Source organism: Acinetobacter sp. GN11 (assembly GCF_054823985.1).
On sequence record NZ_JRVL01000368.1, the window covers coordinates 1 to 571 of the forward strand.

The window sequence follows — 571 nt, forward strand, 5'->3', positions numbered from 1 at the left end:
AAGTACTTTATTTTAAAATATTTTCTAAATTTGGAATCCACAACAAATGAGTAAATTTAATTTAAGATTAGGGGTTACCTTAATAGCGCTCGTGCTTCTACAAGCATGTGCAACGACACCACAACCGAAAATAACGAATAAACAAGCAAAAGGAGTTCTGGAGTCTATAAAACCAGATGAAAAACTAAATCCTATTGTACTCAGTATTAGTTTTAATAGTGGAATAATTTTTCCTTCTTTAAAAATAGAAAGCCTTACAGAAAAAACTGCAATACAGAAAAATAATAAAATCTATGAAATTAAAATAATAAATTCAGATGTTTCTCGCTCTACATTTATTTATAGTGGACAACTACCAGCTGGCGAATATCGGATTGTTGAATTAAGCAACTATCAACCATCCATAAACCCTTATCTTTCAGGAAAATTCCAATTTATTAATTTAAATGATAAAGATAAACCTGACCCGATGGGTACTTTTAAAGTACTAGAAAATACCACAACTGATTTAGGACGTATTAATTTAACCCATGCTAATGATGCCTACTTAATAGCAAGATCTGAAAAACAT

At 29.9% G+C, this 571-nt stretch carries 1 pseudogene; it reads left to right on the forward strand.

From position 1 onward, the window contains the following. Nucleotides 1–46 precede the first annotated feature (46 nt). Nucleotides 47–571, forward strand: a pseudogene (locus NL42_RS19445) (exo-alpha-sialidase); the annotation flags it as partial.